We start from the raw sequence: 20,058 nt of genomic DNA, 5'->3' as shown, positions 1-20,058 counted from the left end.
TCCTAGTTACTTTTGTGAGAGACGCCAACTCGGCTCGTCGAACATCAAATGGGCTGGTTCTGGATACCCAGAGCCAGCCCATTGCGCATTAGTTATCGTCAGTGGAGTCGAGTTCTGCCTCGAGCTTGGCACGGCGTCTTTTCGCCGTGAAAAACGTTGCGCACAGGACAGCAAACGTGGCCGCGAAAATCGTCGCACCGCAGAACACGCCCGTGGCCAGATTCGCCAACCAAAAGACGCTTTCGAGCGGTACGATCTGCGCCTCAGCGATACAGCGCATTGCAGCAATAACAAGCGCGAACGCGGCGCCGCTAAGACCGCTGACAAGCAGGAAATATCCAACAGGAAGATGCTCGGTTTGCCCAAAACGATTGGTATCGACATAGCCCTTCCGCGTTTGCAGTCCTGCGCAAATCAACATCACGAGAACGAGCCACAAATACATGGCTGCCTCGAACGGCGTTGCAAAGCCTTGCGGCATTTCACTGGCGTCGCTGTGAACCCACGCAACCTGTCGAGCTATAAACTGGTAGAAAAAGATCATCAGCATGCCAAACGAAAGCAGCACGAAACCAATCTTGTAGATTTTTGCGCTCTCAGCCTCCAGGCGCTCATCCTTTGGGCCGGCATATTCGCACCACTTTTGCACGAGTTTTAAATCTTCAAATTTCATAGCGAACTCCTAAAGAGCGTTAGGGTCGACGTCGATCCCGTCTTCCCAAAACAGATCGTTCAACGTAACGCGTAGCGCTTTGCAGATCGCCACGCACAAATTGAGCGTGGGGTTGTAGCCGCCCGCCTCGATCAGGCCGATGGTCTGGCGCGTAACGCCCACGGCCTCGGCCAAGTCAGCTTGCGAAAGGCCAACCGCCGCGCGCGCCGCCTTCATGCGGAGGTTCTTTTTGCCCGGCATGGAGTTCCTTTCGTAGTAATGGACAGATATCCGTTGCAACATGACAGAAATATATTGCATATATCATACAATGTCAACTATATCTGTCATTATGAAAACCATATTCGTCATCGCCATGCGGACATTACAACTTCGGTTCACTATTCAAACTTACTCGGACAGAACCGACTCGGTTTTGTCCGAGTAAACTCGAGCATAAACTGATCCATGCGATACAATTAACTCGGACAAAACCGAGTCGGAAGGAACCGAGTAAGTGGAATTTATTGGCAGGGAGCGTGAGCTCGCCCGTATTAAGAAAACGCTCAAAGCACCCGAGCAGCGCAATGTTCTCATTTACGGCAGGCGTCGCGTCGGAAAAAGTGAGCTCATCAAGCAGGCGCTAACCGATTTGTCGGACGTCGCAACGGTCTATTACGAGTGCCGCCAAACCTCCGAGGCAGACAACCTCGAGAGTCTGTCCGTCCTTGTTGCTGAAGCGCTGAGCTTTCCTCCGCTCGCCTTCACAGGCATCCGCGAGCTCATCGAATTTCTGTTTGCCCAAGCTAAAGACAAGAACATTACCCTCGTTCTCGACGAATACCCCTACTTGAGAGATGCGGTTAAAGGCCTAGACAGCATTCTTCAGACCTCAATCGACGCCCGCAGGGAAGACTCACGTTTAAACATTGTCCTGTGCGGCTCCTACGTTGAGATTATGAAATCCCTCATCGAGCATGAAAGCCCCCTCTACGGGCGAATTGATCTCGCGCTTGAGCTTAAGCCCATGGATTACTTTGACGCTGCGAAGTTCTATCCCGCGTTCTCGCCCGAGGACAAGGTGCGGCTCTATAGCGTTTTTGGCGGTATCCCCTTTTACAATCGCCTCATCGATCAATCCCAAAGCGTACGCGACAACATCATCGAGCTCGTCACGGAACCTGGCGCCCGCTTAGAAAGCGAGGTGCCGTCCTATCTCAACGCCGAGATCTCGAAGATGACCAACGCCAACGAAGTTTTCGGGGCTCTCGCACAAGGCTACTCCCGTTGGGGGGACGTGCTGGCACAGTCGCACGTCTCGAGCGGTCCGGCCATGGCAGACGTGCTCGACAAGCTCATGTCACTCGAAATCGTCCAAAAGCGTGCACCCATCAACGACCCTACGAACAAGCGCAAGTCTGGCTACTTTGTAGTGGATCCGCTTTCGCTCTTTTACTATCGCTATGTTTTCCGCAATGCCTCAGCGCGTCAGCTGCTCGACCCGGAAGTCTTCTATGATCGTCACGTCTTCCAAGACTTCGAGGAAAACTACGTTCCTCATATGTTCGAGGAGATCTGCCGTCAATACCTCGTGCGGCAGAACAGGACCGGCAAGATCGAACCGGCTTTCGACGCCATAGGCAAGTACTGGTACGACGACCCCGCAAACAAAACGAGCGGCGAATTCGATGTGGTAACGCAAGACCCCGAGGGCTACGCATTCTACGAAGCAAAGTTCCGCAAATCCCCCATCACGCAAAAAATGGTCGACGAGGAAATCGCCCAAGTCGAGGCAACGGGACTCAAGTGCCATCGCTATGGATTCTTCTCCCGTTCGGGCTTCGAAGCTGGCGAAAGCGATCGAACCGTCTTCATCGACCTGCCGCAGATGTTTGAATAGGACAGGACAGGTCCCTCCCGATTCCAAGCATTCATTATCTAATCGAACGATTGTTCGATGGATTTCGTGTTGGGTGGAATCGTCTGTGGGCCGGGCTATGCTACCTTGACTATCTATATGACTTAAACGCAGCAAAGGAGCACCGAGAGAGCGAGTATGGCAAAAAACACCGCAAACTATGGTAACGACAGTATCCGCCAGCTCAAGGACGAGGAGCGCGTACGTCTGCGTCCCGCCGTCATCTTTGGCTCAGACGGACTCGACGGTTGCGCGCATGCCGCCTTCGAGATCCTGTCCAACGCCGTTGACGAGGCGCGCCAGGGCCACGGCAAGCTCATCACCCTTACCGCCTTTCGCGATGGTTCCATTCAGGTAGAGGACAACGGCCGCGGCTGCCCGCTCGACTGGAACCCCTCCGAGAAGCGCTTTAATTGGGAACTCGTTTTTTGCGAGCTCTACGCCGGTGGCAAATACAATAACAACCAGGGCGGCGACTACGACTTCTCGCTCGGTACCAACGGCCTGGGCTCGTGCGCAACCCAGTACGCATCCGAGTACATGGACGTCACGGTTTGGCGCGACGGCAACAAGTACTCCCTGCACTTTAAGAAGGGCAAGGTCGTCGGTGCCAAAAAGAAGGCACTCGAGATTGAGCCCAGCGACGAGGACCGTACCGGCACCACCATCAAATGGCGCCCCGATCTTGAGGTCTTTACCTCCATCAGCATCCCCCACGAGTGGTATCGCGAGACCATGCGCCGCCAGGCCGTGGTCAACGCCAACGTGACCTTCCGCCTGCGCATCGAGGGCGACGATGGCGAGTTTTCCGAAGAGGACTTTTGCTATCCCAAGGGCATCGAGGACTACGTGCTCGAGAAGGTCGGTACCGACTACCTCACCGAGCCCTTCTTTATCGAGGCTGACCGTCGCGGTCGCGATCGCGAGGACCTGCCCGACTACAACGTAAAAATCACTGCTTGCATGTGCTTCTCGCGCACCTTCACGATGCAAGAGTACTACCACAACTCATCGTGGCTCGAGAACGGCGGCTCACCCGAGAAGGCCGCCCGCAGTGCTCTGACCAGCGCCATCGATGCCTACATCAAGCAACAGGGCAAGTACAACAAAAACGAGAGCGGCATTAAGTGGCAAGATGTCCAGGACTGCCTGGTACTGGTGACCAACTGCTTCTCCACCCAGACGTCCTACGAAAACCAGACCAAGAAGGCCATCAATAACCGCTTTATCCAGCAGGCCATGACGGCATTCTTTAAGGAGCGCCTCTCGACCTACTTGATCGAGAACAAAGATGCCGCCAACAAGATCATGGAGCAGGTGCTCATCAACAAGCGCTCGCGCGAGAACGCCGAGAAGACGCGCCAGAGCATCAAGACCAACCTGCAGCAGAAGACCGACATGGCCAACCGTGTGCAAAAGTTCATCGATTGCCGCTCCAAGGACAAGAGCCGCCGCGAGATCTACATCGTAGAGGGTGACTCGGCAGCAGGCGCCATTCGCACGTCGCGCGATGCCGAGTTCCAGGGTGTTATGCCCGTCCGCGGCAAGATCCTCAACTGCCTGAAGGAGGACTACCCGCGCATCTTTAAGTCCGACATCATCATGGACCTCATGCGCGTGCTGGGCTGCGGCGTGGAGATCAAAGACAAGCGCATCAAGAACCTTGGCGCCTTTGACCTGGACAACCTCAACTGGAACAAGGTCATTATCTGTACGGACGCCGACGTCGACGGTTACCACATCCGCACGCTTGTGCTCACCATGCTCTATCGCCTGGTGCCCACGCTCATCGACGAGGGTTACGTGTATATCGCCGAGTCGCCGCTCTACGAGATCAATTGCAAAGAAAAGACCTACTTTGCCTACACCGAGCTCGAAAAGAACGGCATCCTTAAGGAGATCGGCGACCAGAAGTGCTCCATCAACCGCTCCAAGGGTCTTGGTGAGAACGACCCGGACATGATGTGGCTCACCACCATGAACCCCGAGACGCGTCGCCTGATCAAGGTGGAGCCCGAGGACGTCACCAAGATGGAGACCATGTTCAACCTGCTGCTGGGCAACGACGAGGCAGGCCGCAAGCGCCATATCTCCGAGCACGGCAAGGAATACCTGGACCAGCTGGACCTGCAATAGCAGCAAATCGATAACGACGGCTCATAAGAAGTTCAAGAGGATATCGTGGCAAAGAAAAAGACGAAGAACCAGCCAAAGAAAAAGCAGGTCAACGCCGAGAACGTCATCGGCCTGCACTCCGAGGTCACCGACCAGCCGATCACGCAGACGCTCGAGGTCAACTACATGCCCTACGCCATGAGCGTCAACGTCTCGCGTGCGTTCCCCGAGATCGACGGCTTTAAGCCCTCGCACCGCAAGCTGCTCTACACCATGTACAAGATGGGTCTGCTCAAGGGCGAGCGCCAGAAGAGCGCCAACATCGTGGGCCAGACCATGAAGCTCAATCCGCACGGCGACGCCGCGATCTACGAGACGATGGTGCGTCTTGCCACCGGCAACGAGGCACTGCTCGCCCCCTTCGTGGAGTCGAAGGGCAACTTTGGCAAGTACTATTCGGGCGACCTGAGCTACGCCGCCTCGCGTTACACCGAGGCCAAGCTCTCCCCCATCAGCGCCGAGATCTTCAAGGACATCGACAAGGACCCGGTCGACTTCGTCGACAGCTACGACGGCGCCATGAAGGAGCCGCGCCTGCTGCCCACCACGTTCCCCAATATCCTCGTCTCAGCCAATAAGGGCATCGGCGTCGCCATGGCGTCCGACATCTGCGGTTTCAACCTCAACGAGGTCTGCACTGCCACAATGCACTACCTGCAGGACCCCGACTGCGACCTGCTCGAATACATGCCCATGCCCGACTTCTCGACCGGCGGCGAGATCATCTACCGCCGCGAGGAGATGGAAAAGATTATCGAGACCGGCCTTGGCAGCTTCCAGATCCGCTCCCGCTGGCGCTGGATTCCCGAAGAGCGCATCATCGAGGTCTACGAAATCCCCTACACCACCAAGACCGATGTCATCATCGAGCGCATCGTCAAGCTTTCCAAAGAGGGCAAGGTCAAGGAGATCGCTGACATCCGTGACGAGACCGACCTGTCGGGTCTGCGCATCGCCATCGACCTTAAGCGCGGTGTCGACCCCGACAAGCTCATGGCCAAGCTCTATCGCTCGACCACGCTGCAGGATTCGTTCTCGTGCAACTTTAACGTGCTGGTCGACGGCTATCCCCGCGTTATGGGCGTGCGCCAGATTCTGCACGAGTGGGTCAAGTGGCGTATTGAGTCCACGCGTCGCCGCATTAACTTTGACCTGGGCAAAAAGTCCGAGCGCCTGCACCTGTTGCACGGCCTTGAGGCGATCCTGCTCGACATCGACAAGGCCATCGCCATCATCCGCGGCACCAAGCTCGAGGCCGAGGTCGTGCCAAACCTTATGAAGGGTTTCGACATCGATGAGACCCAGGCCGAGTTTGTTGCCGAACTTAAGCTCCGCAACATCAACGAGGAGTACATCCTCAACCGCACCAAGGACATCGCCAAGCTCGAGGGTGAGATTGCCGAGCTGGAGGAGATTCTCTCGAGCGAAGACAACATCAAGAAGGTCATCAGCGACGAGCTGGCCGCGGTCAACAAGAAGTACGTGATGCCGCGCCGCACGGGCAGGATTGAGCCCCACGAGGTCATCGAGGTGAGCCTGGAGCCCGAGGTCGAGGAGTACCCGGTCACCATCATGCTCTCGCGCGATGGCTACCTTAAGAAGATGACGGACCGCGTACTCAAGAAGGCGACCACGCTCAAGTACAAGGACGGCGACAAACCCTTTATCGAGTTCCCGTCCTCCAACACCCACGAGCTGCTGGTCTTTACCAACAAGAGCCAGGTGTACAAGTGCAAGGTTGCGGCGTTTGAGGACACCAAGTCGGCCCAGCTGGGCTCGTACCTGCCGACCGATCTTGAGATGGACCCCGACGAGAGCGTCATCTGGGTCATCGACCCCGAGGATTACAAGGCCGATGTGCTGTTTGTCTTTGAGAACGGCCGCGTGGTACGCGTCGCGCTTTCTGGATACGTCACCAAGACCAACCGTAAGCGCCTTAAGAACGCAATCTATGGCGGCAGTAAGCTGCTGTATGCCCAGGTGCTCAAGGAAGATCGCGACATCGCGCTGGTCTCGAGCGACTACCGTCTGATGAACTTCAACACGTCGTTGCTCAAGACCAAGACGACCACCAACACGCAGGGCGTCCAAGCCTTTACCGCCAAGAAGGGCCGCTCGGTCACCACCGTCGGCACAACCGAGGAGATCCTTGGCGCCGGCGTCTCGGCCGAAAAGTTCACCGCGCAGAGTCTGCCCTCCGCCGGTGCCCTCATGAAAGAAAACGACATGCCGAGTCTGTTTGACTAAAACAACGGCAGCCAAACCGTCATGGTTTTACAATGCAGCGGGGCCCGGAGCGCAGCAACATCGCGCTCCGGGCCCCGCTCGTTGCAACGTAGTCGGAATAATAGGAATCCCCGTTTTTCACTCCTGCAATCCCGCGGCACAAGACATGTTAAACCGTTAGCAAAACTTGCAAAAATTAGCAAAAGTTGCAAAAAGTAGCAAAACCTGCAAAGGGGCCACCATGGATCGCAGCAAATGTCTCCGCCATGCCAGGCATGCTCGAAGATATTATCGAGCGAACCAAAGAAGCGGCAGATAGCTACCTTTCACAGTCTCACGCGCGCATGAACGGCGTTCAAATTGGTCCAGTGGGCATCAATTGGACATATGTTCAAGAAGCCCAGGGCAACTGGCGCACGTGCATGAATGGCATCTTCAGGCAACTCGAGAAGCATGGCATCGGGCTTCTCTCGAAACGACCTATCGGGAGCTTTCCGATAAAGACATTGAGTTTTTGCTCGCGATGCTGCCCGATTCTGGCCCCAGCAGGACCTCGGAGATAGCCAAACGCATGGGCGTCGCCAGCAACTACGCAAGCCAATACAAACGCCGCCTCCTCGAGGACGGCGTTATCGGGGAACGTGGACGTGGCCTCGTCGGCTTTGACATACCCGCGTTCAGGGAGTTCCTGAGCGAGAAAGTCTCCTAGCACGCGGAGATTGTCCACAAGGGCAACGGTGCATGGCAATCAACGATTCACCCGGCAAGGACGGCAAGTACTTCCAATAACGCTGATTGCCATGCGTTCTTCTTGTCCTTAGGCGAGCTTGCGAGCGAGCTCTCGCACCTCTTCCAACTTGGGCGACGATGCCATGCTGTCGCGCTCGGTCATACCGCTGATGGTGACAATGCCCTGGTCCTCCCACTTGCAGTACGCGCAGGTCGACTTGTACATAGCGATCGCCGCATCATAGACGCCCTCGCTGTGGCTATCGAGCAAAAGGGCCGTCTTGGTGAACGGGAAGCCCGTGGCACCGAAGGCGTACAGGCGGTCGATGGCGGCCTTCTCCTGCGCGGTGATATCAAACCAGTAGATGGGCGAAGCGAAGACAACCATGTCGGCGCCTTTCAGCGGCTCAATCACGTTGGCCATGTCATCCTTCTGCACACAGGTGCCCTCATGGGTAAAGCAGTACTGGCATCCCAGACAACCAGCGATCTTCTTGCTGGCAACGCGGATGACCTCGACTGTATGGCCGGCCTCGCGCGCGGTCTCGGCAAACGCCTCGACCATGGTGTCGGTATTGGCGCCCTTGCGCGGGCTACCACTCAATACAACGATATTCATAGAAATCTCCCTCCTTCATGCCGCGGGCGCACGGCACACATTTCGTTGTAACCAAAACAGATGGAGCTATTCAGTCGTCCGCAAACCACATCTCTCGTTCGTGCTCTCTAGACAAGGCGCAAACGGTGCTGCACCCCCCCTGTCGCGCTATATCCCTACGTAGTGTTCAGAATCCCTGCTCACCGAGCAGCACCACGCGAGGTCTAGAACGAGTACGCTTTCCCGGGTGCAGGGCTCATGCCCTATGCAGGAGATGAGGACCTTCGGGAACACGTCCCCGATGGACAGAAGCGACGCGAGCTCCCCCTCGAGCATCAAGTTGATGCTCATATCGCCTCTCACATACACTCTCCTTCCCGGTTTCGAAACTCGAATTTATTTAAAGTTTCGAAACCGGGAAAGCAATATACAAAAGGATGTGTCGAGAAACGAATCCCAGCCATGTCATGTCGGCAGCGACGAAGGGCGCGTCCGCGCGTGCCACAATGCGGCCATCAGAGATGAAAACACAGTCCCCGTCGGGTAGTCGTGGGCGTGCGCTAGTCCGCATCAGTAACCTGCCTCCTTGGTTGTCCCTTCTCTGCATGGTCATCTACATAAAGGAGGAACCAACCATGCAGATCAGCGTGTCGTCCACCCTGACCGTATATCACGACGGTCAATTCTGGGTCGGGCTGGCGGAGCACGTCGAGGGCGGAAGGTATGGCGTCGCCCGCATCGTCTTCGGCGCGGAGCCGTCCGATGAGGAGATTCTGCGATTCGTTACAAGCGAATGGGAGAAGCTCTCGTTCTTCGGCGACAAGGCCACTGAAACAAGCAAGCCCGCGAAGAACCCCAAGCGGCGCGCTCGCGAGGCAGCGAAAGCCCTTAAACGGCCCGCGGTGAGCACCAAGGCACAACAGGCGCTCGCGGCACAGCGGGAAGCGATGAAGCGGGAGTCGGCTCAAGCAAGAAGCCGACGCCGTGTGGAAAAGGCTGATGCGCGCTACGAACAGAGAAAACTGAAGCGCAAGCAGAAACATCGCGGGCATTGATCGCTATTTGCAGCAAGGCAAACCATATACAGCAGCGGCGCCAGTTCCACTTGAAGCCGACGCCGCGTAGGCGCTGATGGTGACGGCTATGCACGGGCACGGGCGCGCCACCGCACTTCACAGCTTGTTTCTCAAGTATTTGGGACGCACACGCGGCGTTCAAAAATGCGGAGCGACTCCGCATGGCTCGAGACTGAGCCGAGGTGCCCTACTTCTCGCCCTCCAGCAGCCCCACGATGCGGTCGATGTCGACGGCAAAGCGAGGCCTTCCCTCGCGCTCGTAGCGGTCGAGGTACGCCTGGCACTCGGAGACAATGCGCTTGGTGTTGCCATCGATGATGCGCCGGAACGTCTCGTAGTAGGCCGAGCCCTAGGTCCTGAAGCGGCGCTGGTAGGCCTTGGTTATGGGGAACATCTTGATGTAGTGGATGCCGTGGCGGCAGCCGGGGCGCGTCGTGGGGCGGGGTGGCAACGCAAAGTACTGGTCTTTGGGCACGTTAGGGGCGATGTTGGAGCGCAGCGGCACGGCGAAGTCCCTGCGCTTCCCGCGGAAACGCAGCCTCACCACCACGATGCAGGGGCGATTGTGCTTAAGCATGGGCTCGCGGTCGCCCTCGACGAGGTCGAAGAAGTCCTGGGGATGGATACGATCTTCATCGGTTACGCCCCCTTCATACGAAGCGGGGCCCGCATCGTTGCAGGCCCCTACAGGTGGGCGATATTCTACGCCTTGCGGCACCCCGTCGCCCACGGAGGTTAAACGTACACGTAAGCCGTACTCTGAAAGCCGCGGCTTCCGGCGAGTAGTTTATACCACGAAAGGTCGATTTCAATGCGCATAGCTCGCAAAATAACACTCGCTGGGCCGTCACCCCTGGCAGTTACCCTCCAATCTTCATTGGAGTCAGCTGGTCAATTCATATAGTTATGGGGGTTTATCCTAAAGGAAATCAAATTTATGCCCCCATAACTAAGGAATTTTCTATTCCCACTCGATCGTCGCAGGAGGCTTGCTCGTGATGTCGTAGCACACGCGGTTGGCGCCGGGGACCTCGGCCACGATGCGGCCAGAGATCCTCGCCAGCACGTCGTAGGGCAGCTTCGCCCAGTCGGCCGTCATGGCGTCGCTGGACTCGACGGCGCGCAGGATGATCGGGCGCTGGTAGGTGCGCTCGTCGCCCATGACGCCCACGCTCTTGATGTCGGGCAGCACGGCGAAGTACTGCCAGCAGCTGTGCTCGGAGTTGCGGTCGCCCGTCTCCTCGAACAGTCTCTGGTTGTAGGCGTCAAGCTCCTCGCGCACGATGGCGTCGGCGTTCTTCAGGATCTCGAGCTTCTCCTTGTCCACCGCGCCGATGATGCGGATGGCAAGGCCCGGGCCCGGGAACGGCTGACGGAACACGATGTGCTCGGGCAGGCCCAGAGCCAGGCCCAACGCACGCACCTCGTCCTTGAAGAAGTGGTCGAGCGGCTCGATAAGGTCAAAGTGCACACCGTCCGGGAACGGAATGAGGTTGTGGTGGCTCTTGATGGTGCTCGCCTTGCCGCCCGTCTTGCGCGCGCCAGACTCGATGATGTCGGGGTAGATGGTGCCCTGGGCCAGGTACTTCACCGGCTTGCCGTCGGTCTCGAGCTGCTGTGCCACGGCAAAGAATTCCTTCCAGAACTGCGTGCCGATGATGCGGCGCTTCTCCTCGGGCTCGGTCACACCGGCCAGAAGCTCGGCATAACGCTCCTCGGCGTGGACGTGGATAAAGTCGACGTCAAACTGCTTGGTGAAGACCTCCTCCACCTGCTCAGGCTCGCCCTTGCGCAGCAGGCCGTGGTTGATGAACACGCAGGTCATCTGCTTGCCCACGGCGCGAGCGCCCAGCGCAGCCACGACGGAGGAGTCGACGCCACCGGACAGGGCCAGAATCACGCGGTCGTCGCCGACCTTCTCGCGGAACTCGGCCGTCATGGTCTCGACCAGGTTGTCCATGCTCCAGTTGGGCTCCAGGCCGCAGATCTCAAACAGGAAGTTGCTCAGCAGCTGCTGACCATACTCGGAGTGCTTGACCTCGGGGTGGAACTGCGTGGTGAAAATCTTGCGCTCGACGCACTCCATGGCGGCAACCGGGCACACGTCAGTGCTGGCGGTAACGGTAAAGCCCTCGGGCACCTCGGAAACGGCGTCGCGGTGGCTCATCCACACGGTCTGCTCCATGGGCGTGGAGTTAAAGAGCTTGGCGCCGGCCGTGCGCGTGATGGTGGCGCGGCCGTACTCGCCCACCTCGGAGTGGCCGACCTTGCCGCCGAGCGTCACGGCCGTGATCTGATGGCCGTAGCAGAAGCCCAGGACGGGAAGGCCCAGGTCAAAGATGGCGGGATCTATAGACGGAGCGTCCTCGGCATACACGGAAGCCGGACCGCCGGAAAGGATGAGCGCAGAGGCGTTCATCTCGCGAATCTCGTCGGCCGAGATGTCGCAGGGGACAATCTCGGAATACACGTTGAGGTCGCGGACGCGACGGGCAATGAGCTGACCGTACTGCGCACCAAAGTCGAGTACGAGGACCTTTGCGGAAGCCTTTTGATCCATGGTATCCCCCTCTTGTTGGCGGGGAGCCGGTGCCCACCCGCGTGAATGAACGAAAATAACCTCCATAGTGTACACGTTATATGGGGTTTCTCGTCCCTCGCAGCCATCAGCGCACGGCAAACGCACGACCTGGGCCCCTATTTGACGGCAATTGAAGTGTTACCAGACGTTACAGATGATGTAATACGTTTGAACATTGAACGCTCTGTGCCACAATACTGCCGAACGACTCCGCCTCTGCGGCGGCAAATACGATAGGAATACCAGCATGAAGCGCATCCTTCTCATCGCCACGGGCGGCACCATCGCATCGACCGAGGACGGCAACGGCCTCTCCCCCGCCCTGACCGGTGAGGAACTCGCCCAGAGCGTCCCCGAGATCTCGGGCCTCTGCGAGCTCGACGTCGTGCAGCCCATGAACATCGACAGCACCAATATGCGCCCGAGCGACTGGATGCGCATCCGCGATGTCATCGTCGAAGGTTATTCCGACCACGACGGCTTCGTGATTCTGCACGGCACCGACACCATGAGCTACACCGCGGCGGCGCTTTCCTATCTGATTCAGGACAGCCCCAAGCCCATCGTGCTCACCGGCTCGCAAAAGCCCATGGGCAACCCCTTTACCGATGCCAAGCTCAACCTGTACCAGAGTCTGCTCTATGCACTCGACGAGCATTCGCACGACGTCTCGATCGTGTTTGGCGGCGTCGCCATTGCTGGCACGCGCGCCCGCAAGCAGCGCACCATGAGCTTTAACGCGTTCATTAGCGTCAACTATCCGCCCATTGCCTACATCCGCAACGACCGCATTGTGCGCAACGGGCTTCACGGCACTCATCAGAATGAGAGCCCGGTGCGTTTCTACGACAGTATCGATCCGCGCGTATTTGTCCTTAAGCTGACGCCCGGCGTGAACCCGGGTATCCTGGACGCCCTAGCCGATAGCTACGATGCTGTAATTCTTGAGACCTTTGGCATTGGCGGTATTCCCGAGTTTGGCGAGTCCGGCGATTCGTTCCAAGAGGCAATTTTCCGCTGGGTCGATTCGGGTCGCACCGTCGTTATGACCACGCAGGTCCCCGAGGAGGGCCTTGACCTGGGTGTTTATGAGGTCGGCCGAGCTTACGCCGATCATCCGGGTATTTTGCGCGGCGACGATATGACCACCGAGACGCTCGTGGCCAAAACCATGTGGGCGCTCGGCCAGTCACGCGATGCCGCCGAGATCCAGCGCCTGTTCTACAGCCAAGTCAACCACGACCGTATCCCGATGGCGTAATTCAGTTGTCGACGGGTATCCCCTATTCGATGCCCTCGAGAAGCTCTGACACCGTCATGCCGAGTGCGGGCGCGATCTTAAATAGAACCTTGAGCGTGAAATTTGCCGTCCCATCTTCGATTCGGTCGAGGTAGGGTCGGCTGATTCCTGTCGCCACACAAAAATCAACCTTGGAGATACCAAGGTCCCTGCGTGTCTCTTCGACCCGCCTGCCAAGAATCTGTTTCGCACGTTCGTCCATGCAGCCGAGTTGAAATGGAGCCGAACATAAACGTAAACTATAGTTTACGTTTTGCCGAATACACAGGAGTTTTCTATGTCGGGTTCTTCGGTCCGCATGTACCGAGCCACGCTTCGCACAAACAGCGCACCGCCCAAGCTCGTCGTCGTTGAAGCAGAAGCCCTTTCGCCCGATGAGCGCACGGCATTTGCATTGCTATCAAGTCGCGTCGCCGCCATTCTGGTCCCTTGCCCGGCGCAAGGTGAACTTGCCATCCAATGCCAAGCGCACAGCTGCTCGCTCAATCAGGCTGCCGTGATCGCAACCAGCCAACGCGGTCTGCCCCTTCTCCTGGAAGCCGGTATCGCACTCGCCCTTCGCGGCGCCGGATACGAAAACGAGGCCGCCGCCGACATGGTCTTTAAACCACGATCGAGCGGCGGCCTCGCAGCAGCCATTGAATATGCGTGCAGGCTCGTTGCCTAAAAGGACAAGCTAGAAACCAAAGCCAAAGCCCGTTCCAGTAATCGCCGAGTACATAAAGTAAACGTTGATCACGTTGAGGAACACACCCGTGATGCAACCGTTGCGCAGGTAGCGCTCACACACGATGCGCGCCATGGCGGCGGAGTCATCATTATTTTTTGCCTGGCGTCCCGCCGTAAAGTACGTCGCCACGCTCAGCAGCAGATTGAGTACCGGCAGCGCCAACAGCTCGTAGCTCTTGCCCCAGCGCGTCACCTCGCCGGCGGCGTTAAACTTCGTTGCCACCTCGGGGCCAATGTTGGGGATAACACACGCTGCAACCACCAGCGGGATCACCGCAAGTACGAGCAGCGCAATACCCATGTACCCAGCTTTTTTGCCATATTTAAACATATGCGTCGCCCTTACACGTTAAAGCGGAAGTGCACGACGTCGCCATCGGCCATGACATAGTCCTTGCCCTCAATACGCAGCTTGCCGGCGGCCTTGGCGCCCTGCTCGCCGCCGAGCTCGATGTAGTCGTCGTAGCCAATGACCTCGGCCTTAATAAAGCCGCGCTCAAAATCGGTGTGGATGACGCCGGCGGCCTGCGGGGCGGTCGCGCCCTGACGAACCGTCCAGGCCTTGACCTCCATCTCGCCGGCCGTAAAGAACGACTGCAGGCCGAGCAGCTTGTAGGCAGCCTGAGCGAGCACGTCCAGGCCGGGCTGCTCCAGGCCCAGGCTCTCCAGGTAGTCGGCGGCGTCCTCGGGATCGAGCTCGGAAAGCTCTGCCTCGATCTTGGCGCAGATGGGCAGCGGCTTGACACCATCGATGGGCGCCAGATCGTCGTTGAGCATATCCTCGTCCACGTTGGCCACATACAGGATGGGCTTCATGGTGAGCAGGAACAGCCCCTTGGCGGCGGCACGCTCCTCGTCGGTCATCTCCATGGATGCGGCGCGCTTGCCCTCGTTGAGCCAGGCAAGCAGGCGCTTGGCAACCTCGAACTTGGGCATGAGCTCCTTGTCGCGCTTGGCCTCCTTCTCGAGCTTAGGCAGCTGCTTCTCGAGCGTGCCCATGTCGGCCAGGATGAGCTCGGTCATGATGGTGTCGGCATCGCCGGCGGGATCGACGAACTCGCCCGTGCGGCCCACCTCACGCATGACGTTGGGGTCCTTAAAGTAGCGCACGACCTCGCAGATGGCGTCGGTCTCGCGAATGTTGGCCAGGAACTGGTTGCCCAGGCCCTCGCCCTCGTTAGCGCCCTTCACCAGACCTGCGATGTCGACGAACTCGACCGTCGCCGGCACAATGCGACCCGGGTTAACGATGTCGGCAAGCTTTTGCAAGCGGCTATCGGGCACGTCGACGATACCCACGTTGGGGTCGATCGTGGCAAACGGGTAGTTGGCGGCAAGGCCGGTCTTTTTGGTAAGCGCGGTGAACAACGTCGACTTGCCCACGTTGGGCAGGCCCACGATACCGATGGAAAGGGACACGACAGCTCCTTTTGGTACAGGTACTTCAAACTGCATAAGTATAGCGCCGCCGCAGCATCCGGGCGAATCCGGACACCGCGGCGGCGCAAATGAAGCAAAGATTGGGGTCGCTGGCTAGTCCGCGAGCTTCTCCACCTGATCGAGCATCTTGTCGAGCTTGGCCTTTGCTTCGGCCTTGGCCTTCTGGGCCTCTTCGTGGGCCTTGGCCTTCTGAGCGGCCTTTTCCTCGGCCTCGGGGTCGACGACGACCAGATTGGACGCATCGTGCTCGACCAGCTTGAGCGCATGCTCGGGACAAACCTTGACACAGGCGCCGCAGCCTAAACAATACGTGGACTCCAACGCAAAGCGGCCGCTTCCCACCAGATCGCAGGCAAACGTGGGGCACACGTTGACGCACTCGCCGCACGACGTACACTTGTCAAAATCGCACTCCGGTGTGCTCACCTGCATGTTCTGGGCAAGCTCGGGGTGGTTTTGCAACGTCGAGAGCACCAGTTGACGCCCGTGCGTGAGCGAACGGCGACGCTTGGTCGTCGTGGTGCCGCACATGGTGTTGAGCGTGCGCTCCAGCTGGGTAATCTGATGGCGATGGGCCTTGAGCTTCTGCGTCACCGAGGCCAGCGCCGCCGTCGCCGGATTGAGCTTGGTCACCGTCAGGCCCGTGGTGCGGGCGATCTTATCCATGTACTCCTTGCGCTCGTACTCGCGGCGCTTATGGCATTTGAGGCTTTTGGGATCGACCTCCAGGCCCATACCCGTGCCAGACCACTCTTCGGCCTTCGCAATCGCCTCGCCCAGAATGTCCTCACCGCCGGTGTTGCGGCATTTATCGCACACGCCCAACGGCAGGTACACACTCACGTTGGGATAGTCTGCCAGTACCGAGAACCAGGTCTCGGCCGTAATATCGCCCACGCAGGCAACGACGACTTCGTTCTCGCGCGGCATGCGCTTAAGGGCACGCGTGCAGGTGACGTAGGCGGTCTCGTGGCTCGTAGCCGCCGAGACAATGTCGTCGTAGACGTTTTTGGGCGCCAGGCGCGGCGAGATGATCGCCTCGGTCGGACAGGCAGCGGCGCACAGGCCGCACTTGCGACAGGAGTCGAGGATCTCGATGGCGTCTTCCTCGACCTCGATAGCGTTGACCGGGCACACGTCCATGCACGCGGTGCAGCCGCTCTTTTCGTTTTTGCAGGTCAGGCACGGAATGGTGTTGCCGCGCGGGCGCTCCTTGTAGTCAGCAGGATTCCATTGAGGCGCCGAGGGATCGAGTGCATCGGTCACACCGCCAAGCGGGTTTTTAAGAAAGTCGAAACCCTTGCTGATCTCGATAATGTCATCAAACAGATCGTGTTCCTGCGCCATGCGCGGCCCCTCCCTGAGCAGTGCAAACAAGCAAGAGATAATGATACGCCATCGGCCCACGCCTCGGGCAAATTACACGCGGTGCACCTTGAGGGAAATAACCCATGGCCTATCGCCGCCCCGATTGCACAAGGTCAATCAAGCGCCAAGCTATGCCTCGCACATGAGCTGCACGAGCTTCTGTTTGGTCACCTTGGCCTGCTCGTTGGCCATATTGCGCTCGTTTCTAAAGACCGCATTTGCAACACCCTGCAGATCGGCATCGGAAATCTCGCTGCACGGACCGTCCATCGACGCCGCCGTGGGACATACGCACAACGGCAACTCGGCATAAAACGCAACGGCCTTGGCGATATCGAGCATCTTGCCGCCGCCAATGCCCACCACCATGTCGCAATACTCGGCCCGGGCTTCCTTGGCCATTTCGACAACGGCATCTTCCGTACACGGACCGTTGTAAATCTTAAAGAACGGCTCGCTTAGATCTTCATCCAGAAATCCATCGACGATCTGCCTGCACAGCCGATCCTCGGTGCCCTGGTCAAACAAGACATAGGCAGCGCAGCCCAACCATGACAAATACCTGCCCTGACGCGAGAGCTCACCCGGCCCCTGAACATATCGTCCGGGACCGCCATAAACCATGGGAAGCGCCATACGAGAATCCGCCCTTTCATCAACAATAATTGGTGCAAAGCAACCTGACCCCTTTGCACCATAGCAAAAAGGGGCAAAGCCACCTGCTGGCTTTGCCCCTTCCTTAGCTTGATTTACTCATCCATGAGATAGTAGTGGCCCAGCGCGTCGGCACCCAGGATGGCGTTTGCGACCATCTCGGGCGTCACCTCAAACGGCATGTTGCACATGGTGTCCTCGGGCGCGCACGCGGCCTCGGCAACAATCATGACCTGCTCGCGCGTAAGCTCGGCAACGCCAAGTTCCTTCATCGTGACCGGTAGGCCCAGCTCAATGCAGAAGCCCAAGACTTCCTCGAGTTTCTCAGTCGGAGCATCTTCGAGTACCAGCTGGACGATAGTGCCAAAGGCGACCTTCTCGCCGTGATACATGCCGTGGCACTCGGGCAGCATCGTCAGGCCATTGTGGATGGCATGAGCAGCAGCAAGGCCCGAGCTCTCAAAGCCAATGCCCGAAAGCAGCGTATTGGCCTCGATGATGTGCTCGACGGCAGGCGTGAGCGCACCCTTCTCCAGCGCGACCTTGGCCTTGACGCCATCGGCCATAAGCGTCTCGTAGCAGAGCTTGGCGAGCGCCAAGCCAGCCATGCCGCCCTTGCCGCCGGCGCAAGTGCCACCGTCGGCATCATGCGTCGCCTGGGCCTCAAAGTAGGTTGCGAGTGCATCGCCCATACCGGAAACCGTCAGGCGCACCGGGCTCGCCGCGATAACCGTCGTATCCATCAGGACAATGTTGGGGTTTGCCTTCAGGAAGAGGTACTTGTCGAACTGGCCGTCATCGGTATAGAGCACCGAAAGCGCCGAGCACGGGGCATCGGTCGAAGCAATGGTGGGGCAAATGATAACCGGGGATTCCAGGTAATAGGCAACGGCCTTCGCGGTGTCGAGGATCTTGCCGCCACCGACGCCGACGATGATGTCGCAACCGTTGTCACGGGCGAGCGCAACCAGGCGATCGACCTCGCCCTTGGAGCACTCGCCGTTAAAGTCCTCAAACAGCAGCTCGGCCTTAGCCTCGGTAAAACCGCCCTCGATCTTGGCACCGACGCGCTTCTTGCCCGAAGGCGTCACGATGACGAGGGCCTTAGCGCCGAGCTGCTCAACGTAAGAGCCGAGCTTGGCGAGCTCGTCCGGACCCTGGATGTACTTGCTGGGGCTATTGAAAATTGCAGCCATAACTATCCCATTCTCTAAAAGAAAAAAGAAAGGGGCTCCGTACAGATACGTGCGGAGCCCCTCGTTACGATAACAAGAGTCGATTAGAAATCGATGTCGGTGTCGTAGTAGCAGGCCTTGAGGATCTTCTCGAAGTCGGCAGCCTTGGTCTCACGCGGGTTCTCGGGCGTGCAGGCGTCCTGCTCGGCGTTCGCGGCGATCTCGGGCAGCTTGGCGAGGAACTCCTCCTCGGAAACCATCTGCGGGTTCTCGGCGTCGACCTTCACGCCACCATTCGCGTAATCCTTGATGGACTGCGGAATGTTGAGCTGGTCGTTGAGGTCGCGAATCTTCTGGACGAGTGCAGCGATGAGCTCCTCGTTGGTCTCGCCGGGAAGGTGCAGGATCTCCTTGGCCACGTAAGCGTAACGCTCGGCAGCACGGGGATCCTTGGAGTTCCACTGGATGACCTTGCCCAGGTACATGGCGTTAGCAGCACCGTGGATGATGTGGCCGTTCTCAAAGGCAGCACCGGTCTTGTGAGCCATGGAGTGAACGATGCCAAGCAGGCCCGAGGAGAAGGCGATACCGGCGATGCACTGAGCCTCGTGCATGTGCTGACGGGCCTCATGGTCGCCAGCATAGGACTTGGGCAGCCACTCGACGATCTCGCGGATGCCGTGCAGAGCGTTGGCGTCGGTGAACATAGAGGCGCAGGTGGAAACGTAGGCCTCCATGCAGTGGGTCAGAGCATCCATGCCGGTGTGAGCGCACAGCTTGGCGGGCATGGTGTAGGTGAGCTCGGGGTCGACGATGGCGACATCAGGGGTGATGTTGAAGTCGGCCAGCGGGTACTTGATGCCCTTGGCGTAGTCGGTAATGACGGAGAACGCGGTGACCTCGGTAGCGGTGCCGGAGGTAGAGGAGATGGCGCAGAAATGAGCCTTCTGACGCAGCTCGGGGAAGCTGAACGGCTGGATGATGTTATCGAAGGACTCCTCGGGATACTCGTAGAAGACCCACATGGCCTTAGCGGCATCGATGGGCGAGCCGCCACCGATGGCGATAATCCAGTCGGGCTCGAACTCGCGCATGGCCTCGGCGCCCTTCATGACCGTCTCGATGGACGGGTCGGACTCGACGCCCTCGAACAGCTTGACCTCGAAACCGCCTTCCTTAAGGTCGTTCTCGACGTCCTGCAGGAACCCGCCGCGGCGCATAGAGCTGCCGCCAGAAACGATGATGGCCTTCTTGCCCTTGAGGTTCTTCACCTCGTGGCGAGCGCCCTCACCAAAGTACAAATCGCGAGGATTGGTAAAACGTCCCATACTGTGCCTCCTAAACAAGCCCCTCTTAGACTTGCGTATATAACGGAGCACCCAATTGGCTCCGTTAGGACCGGTTTGCGCGTTGCCGGCGATGACAATGCGCGATGTC

The 20,058-nt window shown here is 58.4% G+C and carries 19 protein-coding genes; 6 read left to right on the top strand and 13 right to left on the bottom strand.

Translation table 11 applies throughout. The features are described from left to right. Positions 1-88 precede the first annotated feature (88 nt). Complete coding sequence (locus tag LCQ44_RS05450) at positions 89-673, bottom strand: hypothetical protein (protein WP_225093265.1); 585 nt, start codon at positions 671-673, stop codon at positions 89-91. A 9-nt stretch (positions 674-682) separates the two neighbouring features. Beyond that, entirely contained in the window at positions 683-913 is a 231-nt protein-coding gene (locus tag LCQ44_RS05445; RefSeq protein ID WP_195568536.1) for a helix-turn-helix transcriptional regulator, read from the bottom strand. Positions 914-1,169: 256 nt separating this feature from the next. Between LCQ44_RS05445 and LCQ44_RS05440 the strand changes: the two genes are divergently transcribed. The 3 genes from LCQ44_RS05440 to LCQ44_RS05430 all read left to right on the top strand — a co-directional run bounded on the left by LCQ44_RS05440 (position 1,170) and on the right by LCQ44_RS05430 (position 6,992). After that, a complete protein-coding gene (locus tag LCQ44_RS05440; RefSeq protein ID WP_225093264.1) occupies positions 1,170-2,552 on the top strand; it encodes an ATP-binding protein in 1,383 nt (460 codons plus the stop codon). A 156-nt stretch (positions 2,553-2,708) separates the two neighbouring features. After that, entirely contained in the window at positions 2,709-4,706 is a 1,998-nt protein-coding gene (locus tag LCQ44_RS05435) for a DNA gyrase/topoisomerase IV subunit B (RefSeq protein WP_225093263.1), read from the top strand. A 45-nt stretch (positions 4,707-4,751) separates the two neighbouring features. Next, a complete protein-coding gene (locus LCQ44_RS05430) occupies positions 4,752-6,992 on the top strand; it encodes a DNA gyrase subunit A (protein WP_225093262.1) in 2,241 nt (746 codons plus the stop codon). Between the two features lie 796 nt (positions 6,993-7,788). Here the strand turns inward: LCQ44_RS05430 and LCQ44_RS05425 are convergent. After that, a complete protein-coding gene (locus tag LCQ44_RS05425) occupies positions 7,789-8,319 on the bottom strand; it encodes a flavodoxin family protein (protein ID WP_225093261.1) in 531 nt (176 codons plus the stop codon). Positions 8,320-8,466: 147 nt separating this feature from the next. Beyond that, positions 8,467-8,649, bottom strand: coding sequence for a hypothetical protein (locus tag LCQ44_RS05420; RefSeq protein ID WP_225093260.1), 183 nt, complete (start codon positions 8,647-8,649; stop codon positions 8,467-8,469). Positions 8,650-8,933: 284 nt separating this feature from the next. Between LCQ44_RS05420 and LCQ44_RS05415 the strand changes: the two genes are divergently transcribed. Then, entirely contained in the window at positions 8,934-9,353 is a 420-nt protein-coding gene (locus LCQ44_RS05415) for a YjdF family protein (protein ID WP_225093259.1), read from the top strand. A 370-nt stretch (positions 9,354-9,723) separates the two neighbouring features. Here the strand turns inward: LCQ44_RS05415 and LCQ44_RS05410 are convergent, their stop codons facing one another. Further along, entirely contained in the window at positions 9,724-10,092 is a 369-nt protein-coding gene (locus LCQ44_RS05410) for a hypothetical protein (RefSeq protein WP_225093258.1), read from the bottom strand. Between the two features lie 243 nt (positions 10,093-10,335). Next, entirely contained in the window at positions 10,336-11,934 is a 1,599-nt protein-coding gene (gene guaA / locus LCQ44_RS05405; RefSeq protein WP_225093257.1) for a glutamine-hydrolyzing GMP synthase, read from the bottom strand. Positions 11,935-12,202: 268 nt separating this feature from the next. Between guaA and LCQ44_RS05400 the strand changes: the two genes are divergently transcribed. Further along, positions 12,203-13,216, top strand: coding sequence for an asparaginase (locus tag LCQ44_RS05400; protein ID WP_225093256.1), 1,014 nt, complete (start codon positions 12,203-12,205; stop codon positions 13,214-13,216). A 22-nt stretch (positions 13,217-13,238) separates the two neighbouring features. Here the strand turns inward: LCQ44_RS05400 and LCQ44_RS05395 are convergent, their stop codons facing one another. After that, positions 13,239-13,457, bottom strand: a complete 219-nt coding sequence (locus tag LCQ44_RS05395; RefSeq protein WP_035136926.1) for a helix-turn-helix domain-containing protein — start codon at positions 13,455-13,457, stop codon at positions 13,239-13,241. 75 nt (positions 13,458-13,532) lie between these two features. Here LCQ44_RS05395 and LCQ44_RS05390 point away from each other — a divergent pair, with 75 nt between their 5' ends. After that, on the top strand, positions 13,533-13,922 hold the full coding sequence (locus LCQ44_RS05390; RefSeq protein ID WP_138111664.1) for a hypothetical protein: 390 nt from the start codon (positions 13,533-13,535) through the stop codon (positions 13,920-13,922). Positions 13,923-13,931: 9 nt separating this feature from the next. Here the strand turns inward: LCQ44_RS05390 and LCQ44_RS05385 are convergent, their stop codons facing one another. From LCQ44_RS05385 to LCQ44_RS05360, 6 genes are all read right to left on the bottom strand, one after another. Next, the gene (locus LCQ44_RS05385) at positions 13,932-14,285 is read right to left on the bottom strand and encodes a DUF1648 domain-containing protein (RefSeq protein ID WP_225093255.1); all 354 of its coding nucleotides are present in this window, start codon (positions 14,283-14,285) and stop codon (positions 13,932-13,934) included. Between the two features lie 41 nt (positions 14,286-14,326). Then, complete coding sequence (ychF, locus tag LCQ44_RS05380) at positions 14,327-15,403, bottom strand: redox-regulated ATPase YchF (protein ID WP_035136922.1); 1,077 nt, start codon at positions 15,401-15,403, stop codon at positions 14,327-14,329. Positions 15,404-15,517: 114 nt separating this feature from the next. Next, entirely contained in the window at positions 15,518-16,771 is a 1,254-nt protein-coding gene (locus LCQ44_RS05375; protein WP_225093254.1) for a 4Fe-4S binding protein, read from the bottom strand. Positions 16,772-16,921: 150 nt separating this feature from the next. Further along, positions 16,922-17,428 carry an iron-containing alcohol dehydrogenase gene (locus tag LCQ44_RS05370; protein ID WP_217107590.1) on the bottom strand — a complete coding sequence of 169 codons (507 nt, stop codon included), beginning with the start codon at positions 17,426-17,428 and terminating at the stop codon, positions 16,922-16,924. Between the two features lie 113 nt (positions 17,429-17,541). Further along, a complete protein-coding gene (locus tag LCQ44_RS05365) occupies positions 17,542-18,642 on the bottom strand; it encodes a glycerol dehydrogenase (RefSeq protein ID WP_225093253.1) in 1,101 nt (366 codons plus the stop codon). Positions 18,643-18,725: 83 nt separating this feature from the next. After that, a complete protein-coding gene (locus LCQ44_RS05360; protein ID WP_006234677.1) occupies positions 18,726-19,949 on the bottom strand; it encodes an iron-containing alcohol dehydrogenase in 1,224 nt (407 codons plus the stop codon). Positions 19,950-20,058: the final 109 nt, after the last annotated feature.

The organism is Collinsella aerofaciens, from assembly GCF_020181355.1.
Taxonomy (GTDB): domain Bacteria; phylum Actinomycetota; class Coriobacteriia; order Coriobacteriales; family Coriobacteriaceae; genus Collinsella.
This window is presented reverse-complemented; position numbering and strand designations above follow the sequence as displayed.

Bases quoted from the DNA above. Each gene is read 5' to 3' on its own strand.
- LCQ44_RS05450 (WP_225093265.1), bottom strand. From the start codon at position 673: ATGAAATTTGAAGATTTAAAACTCGTGCAAAAGTGGTGCGAATATGCC.
- LCQ44_RS05445 (WP_195568536.1), bottom strand. From the start codon at position 913: ATGCCGGGCAAAAAGAACCTCCGCATGAAGGCGGCGCGCGCGGCGGTT.
- LCQ44_RS05435 (WP_225093263.1), top strand. From the start codon at position 2,709: ATGGCAAAAAACACCGCAAACTATGGTAACGACAGTATCCGCCAGCTC.
- LCQ44_RS05425 (WP_225093261.1), bottom strand. From the start codon at position 8,319: ATGAATATCGTTGTATTGAGTGGTAGCCCGCGCAAGGGCGCCAATACC.
- LCQ44_RS05420 (WP_225093260.1), bottom strand. From the start codon at position 8,649: ATGAGCATCAACTTGATGCTCGAGGGGGAGCTCGCGTCGCTTCTGTCC.
- LCQ44_RS05415 (WP_225093259.1), top strand. From the start codon at position 8,934: ATGCAGATCAGCGTGTCGTCCACCCTGACCGTATATCACGACGGTCAA.
- guaA (WP_225093257.1), bottom strand. From the start codon at position 11,934: ATGGATCAAAAGGCTTCCGCAAAGGTCCTCGTACTCGACTTTGGTGCG.
- LCQ44_RS05400 (WP_225093256.1), top strand. From the start codon at position 12,203: ATGAAGCGCATCCTTCTCATCGCCACGGGCGGCACCATCGCATCGACC.
- LCQ44_RS05395 (WP_035136926.1), bottom strand. From the start codon at position 13,457: ATGGACGAACGTGCGAAACAGATTCTTGGCAGGCGGGTCGAAGAGACA.
- LCQ44_RS05390 (WP_138111664.1), top strand. From the start codon at position 13,533: ATGTCGGGTTCTTCGGTCCGCATGTACCGAGCCACGCTTCGCACAAAC.
- LCQ44_RS05385 (WP_225093255.1), bottom strand. From the start codon at position 14,285: ATGGGTATTGCGCTGCTCGTACTTGCGGTGATCCCGCTGGTGGTTGCA.
- LCQ44_RS05375 (WP_225093254.1), bottom strand. From the start codon at position 16,771: ATGGCGCAGGAACACGATCTGTTTGATGACATTATCGAGATCAGCAAG.
- LCQ44_RS05370 (WP_217107590.1), bottom strand. From the start codon at position 17,428: ATGGCGCTTCCCATGGTTTATGGCGGTCCCGGACGATATGTTCAGGGG.
- LCQ44_RS05365 (WP_225093253.1), bottom strand. From the start codon at position 18,642: ATGGCTGCAATTTTCAATAGCCCCAGCAAGTACATCCAGGGTCCGGAC.
- LCQ44_RS05360 (WP_006234677.1), bottom strand. From the start codon at position 19,949: ATGGGACGTTTTACCAATCCTCGCGATTTGTACTTTGGTGAGGGCGCT.